8 protein-coding genes and 2 pseudogenes are annotated in these 9,010 nt (G+C 69.8%); 4 read left to right on the forward strand and 6 right to left on the reverse strand.

All coding sequences use genetic code 11. The annotated features are described in order from the left end of the window. Nucleotides 1-213, reverse strand: a pseudogene (locus QH270_RS12100) (AMP-binding protein); the annotation flags it as partial. Here QH270_RS12100 and QH270_RS12105 point away from each other — a divergent pair. Together QH270_RS12105 and QH270_RS12110 are read left to right on the forward strand one after the other, a co-directional pair. Further along, a pseudogene (locus QH270_RS12105) lies at nt 155-2,362 on the forward strand (Pls/PosA family non-ribosomal peptide synthetase); the annotation flags it as partial. The pseudogenes QH270_RS12100 and QH270_RS12105 sit on opposite strands and share 59 nt — an antisense overlap. After that, a complete protein-coding gene (locus tag QH270_RS12110) occupies nt 2,362-3,717 on the forward strand; it encodes a M1 family metallopeptidase (RefSeq protein ID WP_280340988.1) in 1,356 nt (451 codons plus the stop codon). The pseudogene QH270_RS12105 and the gene QH270_RS12110, both read left to right, overlap by 1 nt. Here the strand turns inward: QH270_RS12110 and QH270_RS12115 are convergent. Then, on the reverse strand, nt 3,702-3,887 hold the full coding sequence (locus QH270_RS12115; RefSeq protein WP_280340992.1) for a hypothetical protein: 186 nt from the start codon (nt 3,885-3,887) through the stop codon (nt 3,702-3,704). The genes QH270_RS12110 and QH270_RS12115 overlap by 16 nt on opposite strands. A 38-nt stretch (nt 3,888-3,925) precedes the next feature. Then, a complete protein-coding gene (locus QH270_RS12120; RefSeq protein ID WP_280340995.1) occupies nt 3,926-4,378 on the reverse strand; it encodes a DUF2752 domain-containing protein in 453 nt (150 codons plus the stop codon). A 209-nt stretch (nt 4,379-4,587) separates the two neighbouring features. On the opposite strand from QH270_RS12120, the gene QH270_RS12125 reads away from it, so the two are divergent. Next, nucleotides 4,588-5,640: an alpha/beta fold hydrolase gene (locus QH270_RS12125; protein WP_280340998.1), complete on the forward strand. Its 1,053-nt coding sequence runs from the start codon at nt 4,588-4,590 to the stop codon at nt 5,638-5,640. Nucleotides 5,641-5,730: 90 nt separating this feature from the next. Here QH270_RS12125 and QH270_RS12130 read toward each other — a convergent pair whose 3' ends face one another. Both QH270_RS12130 and QH270_RS12135 read right to left on the reverse strand, forming a co-directional pair. Further along, nucleotides 5,731-7,095: an alpha/beta hydrolase family protein gene (locus QH270_RS12130; protein WP_280341000.1), complete on the reverse strand. Its 1,365-nt coding sequence runs from the start codon at nt 7,093-7,095 to the stop codon at nt 5,731-5,733. An 8-nt stretch (nt 7,096-7,103) separates the two neighbouring features. Continuing rightward, the gene (locus tag QH270_RS12135; protein ID WP_280341002.1) at nt 7,104-7,679 is read right to left on the reverse strand and encodes an ArsR/SmtB family transcription factor; all 576 of its coding nucleotides are present in this window, start codon (nt 7,677-7,679) and stop codon (nt 7,104-7,106) included. 124 nt (nt 7,680-7,803) lie between these two features. Between QH270_RS12135 and QH270_RS12140 the strand changes: the two genes are divergently transcribed. After that, complete coding sequence (locus tag QH270_RS12140; protein WP_280341005.1) at nt 7,804-8,499, forward strand: LmeA family phospholipid-binding protein; 696 nt, start codon at nt 7,804-7,806, stop codon at nt 8,497-8,499. A gap of 106 nt (nt 8,500-8,605) precedes the next feature. Here QH270_RS12140 and QH270_RS12145 read toward each other — a convergent pair. Beyond that, nucleotides 8,606-9,010 (reverse strand): dihydrofolate reductase family protein (locus QH270_RS12145; RefSeq protein WP_280341007.1); only part of this gene is annotated, 405 nt, incomplete at its 5' end.

Below are 9,010 nucleotides of genomic sequence, written 5' to 3' on the forward strand. Positions count from 1 at the left end.
GCGATAGAAGCGTGCCAGGTGATCGGCGAAGTACCCGGCCAGCGCGGCGTTCGTACCGACGACGCCTTTCGGTTCGCCGGTGGAGCCGGAGGTGAAGATGATGTAAGCGCTCTGCTCGAGCTCGCGGCGCACGGGTTCGGCGGGGACGAGTGGGCTCGGCGGGCTGGTCCTGTTGCTCGCCGGCCGCGCCCCGGTCGGGGCCGTCGACACCCGGGTCGTCGCGCCGACGCCGTTGCGCGCGCAGCTCACCCAGGTGCTGGCCACCATCCCGCTCACCACCCTCACCGGCCTGCAATGGGTCACCTGGCTGGCCGTGGTGTCGGCCATCGCGGGCTGGTCCGGTTCGCTGCCGTGGCTGCCGCGCCTGTCCTGGTGGTGGATCGCGCTGGCCTTCGTGCTCTTCATCTCGCCGCTGGGCCGGATGACGCTGTGCGTGGCGGGTTCCCGGGTGCTGCTGCTCGGCCTGCGCCCCGGCACCTACCCGCGCGGCTCGTGGGTGCACCTGCGGCTGTGGGCCGCGGTGCGCCTGTCGGAGGCCAGCGGTGCCGAGAGCCTGTCCGGCGCGCCGCTGATGGTGCCCTTCGCCCGCGCGCTCGGCGCGAAGATCGGTAAGGGCGTCGACCTGCACACCCTCCCGCCGGTCACCGGCATGCTCGAACTCGGCGACGGCGCCAGCGTGGAACCCGAGGTCGACCTGTCCGGCTACTGGGTCGACGGCGACGTCGTGCACATCGGCGGCATCACCATCGGTGACGGCGCCGTGATCGGCGCGCGCTCGATCCTGCTGCCCGGCACCAAGATCGGGAAGAAGGCCGAGATCGCGCCCGGCTCCGCGGTCTCGGGCAAGGTGAAGGCCGAGCAGGAGTGGGCGGGCTCGCCCGCCACCAAGACCGGCAAGGCGACCCACCGCTGGCCCGACCGCACGCCCGATCGGGCCAGGCACTGGCTGATCGTGTTCGGCCTGTCCTCGATGGCACTGGCCGCCATGCCCGTGCTCGGCCTGGCCGTCGGCGGCACCTTCATCGCCTGGTGGGTCCGCGAGGAGACCACCATCGGCGCCGCGGCGCTGCGCGGATTCGTCATCCTGCCGGTCGCGACGCTGCTCAGTCTCGGTGTGTACGCCGTCGCCACCGTGCTCGCCGTGCGCCTGCTCGGCATCGGCCTGCGCGAGGGATACCACCCCGTGCGCAGCCGGACGGGCTGGCAGGTGTGGGCCACCGAGCGCCTGCTCGACTCGGCCCGCACGTTCCTGTTCCCGCTCTACGCCAGCTTGCTCACCCCGATCTGGCTGCGCCTGCTCGGCGCCAAGATCGGCAAGAACGTCGAGGCGTCGACGGTGCTCCTGCTGCCCAAGTTCACGGTCGTCTCCGACGGCGCGTTCCTGGCCGACGACACCATGATCGCCAGTTACGAACTCGGCGGCGGCTGGCTGCGGATCGGCGAGGCCAAGGTCGGCAAGCGCGCCTTCCTCGGCAACTCCGGGATGACCGCGCCGGGTCGCCGGGTGCCCAAGAACGGGTTGGTCGCGGTGTTGTCGGCGGCCCCGAGCAAGGCCAAGGCCGGCTCGTCGTGGCTGGGCAGCCCGCCGGTGCGGCTGCGCCGCGCGACCGAATCCAGCGACACCTCACGCACGTTCGATCCGCCGCTGCGGTTGAAGCTGGCCCGCGCCTTCGTCGAGACCTGCCGGTTGATTCCGGTGATGGTCACCTTCGCCATCGGCCTCGGGGTGCTGTTCACCCTCGCCCTGATCGCCCAGCACTCCGACTATCTCGTCGCCGCGCTGCTCTCCGGCTTGGTGCTGATGGTGGCGGGCGCGCTGGCCGGTGCGATCGCGGTGGCGGCGAAGTGGTTGCTGGTCGGCCGGATTCGCGCCGTCGAGCATCCGCTGTGGAGCTCGTTCGTGTGGCGCAACGAGGTCTCCGACGCGTTCGTCGAGACCGTCGCCGCGCCCTGGTTCGCCAGGGCCGCCACGGGTACTCCTGTGATGAACCTGTGGCTGCGTGGACTCGGTGCCAAGATCGGTCGCGGGGTATGGTGCGAGTCCTATTGGCTACCGGAGGCGGACCTCGTGACACTCGGTGACGGCGCGACCGTGGAGCGCGGTTGTGTGGTGCAGACCCATCTGTTCCACGACCGCATCATGTCCATGGACACGGTGACCCTGGACGCGGGCGCCACCCTCGGCCCGCACTGTGTCGCCCTGCCCGCCGCCCATATCGGCGCGGGCGCCACCATCGGCCCGGCGTCGCTGGTCATGCGCGGTGACGTGGTCCCACCGTCGACCCGGTGGTGGGGCAACCCCATCTCGCCGTGGACCGGCACCGCCGCGACGCCGGAGTCGAGGCAGCGCGGAGCCGCCTGATGCGGAGCAAGTTCTACGAGGCCCCCATCGACGACTACCTACCGCAGAACGGAAACCGCGGCTACCGCGTCTCCAGGTACGAACTGGAGCTGAGCTACAAGCCCGCCAGCACCCGCCTGGCCGGACGCGCGGTGGTCATCGCCGTGACCACCGCGGTGCGGTCCTGGTTCACCCTCGACCTGTCGCAGTCGCTGACGGTGTCGAAGGTGTTCGTGAACGGGGCCAAGGCCGCCAAGTTCGCGCACCAGCACAACAAGCTCTCGGTGACCCCGCAGCAGAAGATTCCCGCGGGCGGGGTCCTGGAGATCACCGTCCAGTACGGGGGCACCCCGAAGCCGGTGCGCGGACCGTGGGGCGAGGTGGGCTGGGAGGAGCTCACCGAGGGCGCGCTGGTGGCGAGCCAGCCCAACGGCGCGGCGTCCTGGTTCCCGTGTGACGACCACCCGAGTTCCAAAGCGTCCTACCGGATCTCGATCACCACCGACAGCCCGTTCTACGCCGTCGCCAACGGCACCCTGATGCGCAAGCAGGCCAAGGCCAGCCAGACGACCTGGGTGTACGAACAGCCCGAGCCGATGGCCAGTTACCTGGCGACGATCCAGATCGGCAACTACCGCAAGTACCGGATCGGCGCGCCCGGCGAGCCGGTGCCGATGCAGGCCGTCGTCCCGCCGCGGCTGCGCGCGAACTTCGAGCACGACTTCGCCAGGCAGCCGCAGATGATGGCGCTGTTCACGGAGAAGTTCGGGCCGTATCCGTTCGAGGGCTACACGGTGGTCGTCACCGACGACGAGCTCGACATCCCGATCGAGGCGCAGGGCATCTCGGTGTTCGGCGCCAATCACTGTGACGGCAAACGCGGTTCGGAGCGGCTGGTCGCGCACGAGCTGGCCCACCAGTGGTTCGGCAACAGCCTGACCTTGAAGCAGTGGCGCGACATCTGGCTGCACGAGGGCTTCGCCTGTTACGCGGAGTGGATCTGGTCCGAAGCCGCGGGCGGCCCGACCGCCGACCAGCTGGCCAGGGCCGCGCGGACCAATCTGGCGCGTCAGCCGCAGGACATCGTCATCGGCGACCCCGGCCCCAAGGACATGTTCGACGACCGCGTCTACAAGCGCGGTGCGCTCACCCTGCACGCGCTACGCCTGGAACTGCGCGACCACCTGTTCTTCGAACTCATCCGGGAATGGACCGCGCGCTACCGGCACGCCTCGGTGACGACCGAGGAATTCGTCGATCTGGCAGGCCATTACAGCGTGGCCCCGCTGCGTCCGCTGTTCGCGCTCTGGCTGGGCACCAAACCGCTGCCCACGCTCCCGCCGCTGGGCGGGTCGGCGCATCAGAACACCAGGTAGCGCTGGGCCAGTTCCTCGACGAGGGGATCATCGGAGGGCACCATCTCCAGCGCCTCGAGGTCCTCGGCGACCGAGATGCTCCTGGTGTCGTCGCGCTCGGGGTCGGGGCCGTCCTCGGCCAGCTGGCGCAACAGTTTCTGGCGGACTCGATCCTTCAGTGAATCGCGCATACATCCAGATTGCCCGCCCGACGGCACGGACACCAGTATCAGACGGGGGTGAGCCAGGTTCCCCACGGCGTGTTGCGCAACACGGTGTAGACGGTGAGCAGTCCGACGAACGACCACACCGTCACCGCGCTCAGCCCCGGCAAGCGCCACCGTTGCCCACGGCGCGCGCGCAGCGCCCAGTCGATGACGAACACCGCGAACGCGATGACCAGCGGCAACACCAGGATGTTGCTGTGCAGCGAGTCGAGGACGCGCCCATCGGTGAGATTGTGCATCGCCCGCATGCCGCCGCAGCCGGGGCAGTACACCCCGAACAGCGCGTACACGGGGCACAACCCGTAGGAACCCTCGACGTGCGGATCGCGGAAATGCAGCAACGCCAGGGTGCCGATGCCGAGCCCGGCCGTGAGCAGCGGCGGAGCCAGCCGTCGCCAGGTCGGCGGCAGCGTCTCCGTGGTCGGGTTCTCTGCCATGACCGGCGTGCTGTCCACGCTCCCACGGTACTGGGGCCGGGACGAGGTCGTCCAGCACGCACGGGTCGCGGCGAAACGCTGTAATTTTCCGGCGTTGTCGGGCGATTTCACAGTGTCGGCGCGTCGGGTGACCCCGTTCACAACAAATGGGACACTGTGACCCGCTAACACTAGCTAGCACCCCAGCACGCACTGTACGGTGGCCTACGACACAAAGGAGTGCCGACATGCTAGCGAAGTCGATGATGACGCTCGGCGGCGTGAGTGCCCGGTTCCGCACCGGCCTGCGTACCCGTGGTTTCGCCACCGCGAAGCTCAACGCCCCCGCCACCGCGCCCCAGGTCGTCCCGGTGACCACCGCCGACGGCGCCGATCTCCGGGTCCACGTCTACGGGCCCGACACCGCACCCACCCTGGTTCTCATCCACGGCTGGGCGTGCAGCATCGAATACTGGAACCCGCAGCTCAACGCCTTCGCCGGCGAGTACCGCGTGGTCGCCTACGACCAGCGCGGCCACGGCGAATCGACCCTCGGCACCGCCGCACCCAGCGAGCACACCCTGGCCGACGACCTCTCCGCCGTCCTCGACGCGACGCTGCGTCCGGGCGAGAAGGCCGTGCTGGCCGGGCACAGCATGGGCGGCCTGACCATCCAGGCCTGGGCCAAGCACCACCCCGAGCAGGTCGGCGAGCGGGCCGAGGCGGTATTGCTGGCCAACACCGCCAACGGCCAGATCCGCTGGGAAACCGACATGCTGCCGGTGCTGAACAAGCAGCTCACCGTCGCCGACTACCCGGTCACCCTGCTCGGCGCGCCGGTGCGGATGCCGCAGCCGGTGAGCGAATCGCTGCTGTTCGCGCCGCTGCCGATTCCCGGCGGCTGGTTCACCGAGCAGATGTTCCGGTACCGGATCCTCACCCCGGAGGCCTCCGCCGAGGAGATCGCCTTCGCGATCGGCATCATCCGCTCGTGCCGTCCGCTCGCCCGCGGCCGCCACGCCGCCGCCATGGCCGACATGGACCTGTCGGCGGGCACAGCCAACCTGACCGTGCCGACGACCGTGATCGCGGGCGCCAAGGACCGGCTCCTCCCGCAGCGCATGTCCCGGCCGATCGTCGACATCCTGCGCCGCACCGGTTATCTGGCCGATGTGCACGTGCTGCCGCACGGTCACCTCGGCAATATCGAGGACACCGACGCCTTCGACGCGATCCTGCGCCAGATCCTGCGTTCGGCCACCTACTCTCGGGCCACCCGCCGCAACGTCGCCGCCAACTGACCCGAGTCGGTTCTCCTGGGTCCGGTCAACGGCGATCGGCTCAGGAGTCACGCGAGACCCCGACCCCTCCGGGTCGGGGTCTTCCCTTTCTCAGGGCAGCAGCAGGCCCCAGTACAGGGCCCACAGCGTGAAACCGATTCCCCCGCAGACCAGCAGCGCCCACCGCGCGCGTGCTCCGCGCCCCGCGTCGGCGAGCATGCGGCCGCGCCCGGCGATGACGAAACCCAGCGCGACCACCGCGCACACCGCGATCACCTGCGACGCCATCCACGGCAGCGTCCGTCCGAACAGCAGCGGGCCGAACGAGGTCGCCCGCGTCGAGGCCACGTAGAACAGCTGCGCGATGCTGCCGACGACACCGATCCCCGCGGTCACCACCAGGATTCGGGCCGGGACGGCACTGGGCAGCCGCCAGCGGCGCACGAGACCCGTCAGTGCGTAACCGGTGAGGGCGAGCACCGTGCCGATCAGGACGGCCAGCAGCGCCGCGGGCGATTCCCACCAGGACAGCGGCGTCAACGGGGTCACCGAATGGCCCTGCGCCGCCGGCACATCCGCGGACCTGTCCGCCGATGCCGGTAGCGCTTTCACCCAGGCGCCCATGAGCTCGACGTATCCGGGCGCCAGCTCCGCGCCCCTGTCGAATCCGTCGGTCGTGGTGAAGCCGCCGTGCTGGGCGTCGGGCAGGGTGCGCAGCGTGTAGTTCGCCTTGCCGACGCGGTCGAACGCCTCCTGGAAGCCGCGCGAGCTGTCGCCGGGCGGGGTCAGCCGATCCAGCTCACCCCAGATCCCGAGCACCGGCTGTTCGATGCGCTCGAGGACCGGGCGCGGGTCGTAGTCCGCCTGGGCGAACAGGCCCGCTCCCGCCGCCACCCGGATCGCGTTGCGCGCCAGCGTGTCCACCATCGAACCGCGTACCCCGCCGGCCGCGAATCTGGTCTCGTTGGCCCAGTTCTGTTGCGCGGCGGGCGCGCCCGAGTTGGCGCCGATGGTGATCAGGAACGCGACGTCGGCCGATCGTGCCGTGGCCATCGGAGCCACCCAGCCCCCTTCGGACAAGCCCCAGAGCCCCACCCTCGCCGGATCGACTTCGGGCCGCGCCCGCAGCGCCGCGACGCCGGCGAGCGCGTCATCGGCGAGCAGGGAGTAGTCCCGGTGCGCTGGGGTGTAGTTCTCGGTGCGCTTGGCATAGGTCAGCGCGACGATGCCCTGCCGCGCCAATGCCGCTGCGACCTGGGCGTATTGGGGGCTGGGCGAGGTCCCCGAGCCGTGTACGAGCACGACTCCCGGACGGCCCGTCGCGCCGACGGGTGCGTGGATCGTGCCGGTGGTGGTGGTCCCGTCGGACCGTGTGACGGTGATATCGGTGCTGGTCGTGTCGTTCGCCGCGGCGACCGGCGTACCGGCCACGATGGCGGCGACCAGCCCGGCGAACAGGGCGATCCGCAGAAGCATGGTGGTTCCTACTCGTTCATCCCCGGCGCCGGGAAAGCGATGAATCTGGTCAGCACGCGGCGCGCGCCGGGTCGTCCTTCGGCGTGCGTGGCCTGGAAGCGTTTGAGCAGGGCCAGGTACTCCTCACAGAAGGCCTCGAGCTCCTCGCGGGTCGCGTAGATGGCGCCGCGCGAGAAGGGCATCACATCGCCCCATTCGCCCAGCTCCTCCCGCTCCGCCAGGAACCGCTGAAAGGTCTCGACATCCTCGGTGATGTACTGCGCGACAAGCCCTTCCAGCAGCTCGCGCATCTCCGGCGACTGCGACTTGTCGAGCCGATACCGCAGATCCTTCGGCGGCGAACGCCACCAGCGCTCCTTCCCCTTCGCCAGCTCCGGTGCCTCCTCGATGAATCCGTGCTCGGCGAGCTGACGCAGGTGGTAGCTGGTGGCTCCCGTGTTCACCCCCAGCAACGCTCCCAGCGCGGTGGCCGTGGCGGGCCCCTTCTCCGCCAGCGCGCGAAGGATGCGCTGCCGCAACGGATGTGCGAGCGCCCTGAGCGTGACGGGATCGGTGATCTCTCTGGGTGCTACGTCCTCGGCCATACATGCACACTACTCTTTGCATAGAATTCTGTGCAAAGATTTTTCTGCATACGCACCCGTACTGGTTCCCCACACCGCACCCGGTTCCGCAGCATGATGGTGGGATGGCCGAAGGGGTGAGCGCATGCGCGCAGTGTTGATATTGCTCGTCGTGCTGGTGATCGCGCTGGTCGTCGGCGACCGGGTCGCGGTCGTGCTGGCACAGAACGAGATCGGCCGTCAGGTCGCCGCCGAATACGCGCTGCCACAGCGGCCGGATGTCACGATCGGCGGCTACCCCTTCCTGACCCAGGCCGTGGACGGCACCTATCAGAACATCGACATCCGGGTCGGCGACTGGGGCGGCCAGGACATCTCCGTCCGCGACCTGGACGTCGCACTCACCGATGTCGCCGCGTCGCTGTCCGATGTACTGAACAGTCGCGGCTCGAATCTGGTCGCCGCGACGGCGACCGCCACCGCCGTCGTCCCCTACGACGTCGTGCGCACGTTCGCCCCGTCGAGCGTCGAATCGATCTCCGACAGTCCGGAAGGACTGCGCGTCAACGGAACCTTCCCCGTCGCCGGCCTCTCCGTTCCCGCCACGGTCTATGTCACCGTCACCCCGGTGGACGGCGGCATCGAGGTCACGCCCGTCTCGGCCCAACCCGCGATCGGCGGCCCGACGATCCCGCTGTCGCTGCTCCGCAGCACACTGACCTTCGTCGTCCCCCTGCGCCAGCTCCCCTTCGGCGCCCGCCTCACCGCCATCGAACCGCAGGCCGACGGACTACACGCCACCGCGGTCGCCCACGATGTGCGGCTGACCGACGGGCCATGAGGCGCCGCGGTCGTCCGGTCCGCGCCTACTCGCGGGCGAACCCCTCGATTCGCCCGCGAGCGCGACACCGTCCGGCCGCTGCCGAACGGCGGTCGACCCCCGCTAGCTAGCCTTCGACGGCGTAGCGCGAATAGACCACCCACCCGTCGAGCGCCCTGGACTCGACCAGTCGCAGCCGCGGCACCTCGTACCCATCCGGGAACAACCGCCTGCCCGCGCCCTGCACGGTCGGATAGGCGAACAAGCGGTATTCGTCGACCAACCCCGCCTCGATCAGCGCGTGACAGAGCCGGATGCTGCCGGTCACCACGATGTCCGCACCCGGCGCCGCCTTGAGCTCGGCGACCCGGTCCACCGGATCACCGGCGAGCACCGTCGAGTTCTGCCACCCCGGATCGGTCATCGTGGCCGACACGACGTACTTGTGCTGCCGGTTCAACGACTCGGTGATCCCGGTCCGGTCGTCGACCTGCTCGGGCCAGTACCCACGAAAGTCCTCGAAGGTCTGCCT

The organism is Nocardia neocaledoniensis (genome assembly GCF_029868625.1).
In the GTDB taxonomy this organism is placed as follows: Bacteria; Actinomycetota; Actinomycetes; order Mycobacteriales; family Mycobacteriaceae; genus Nocardia; species Nocardia neocaledoniensis_A.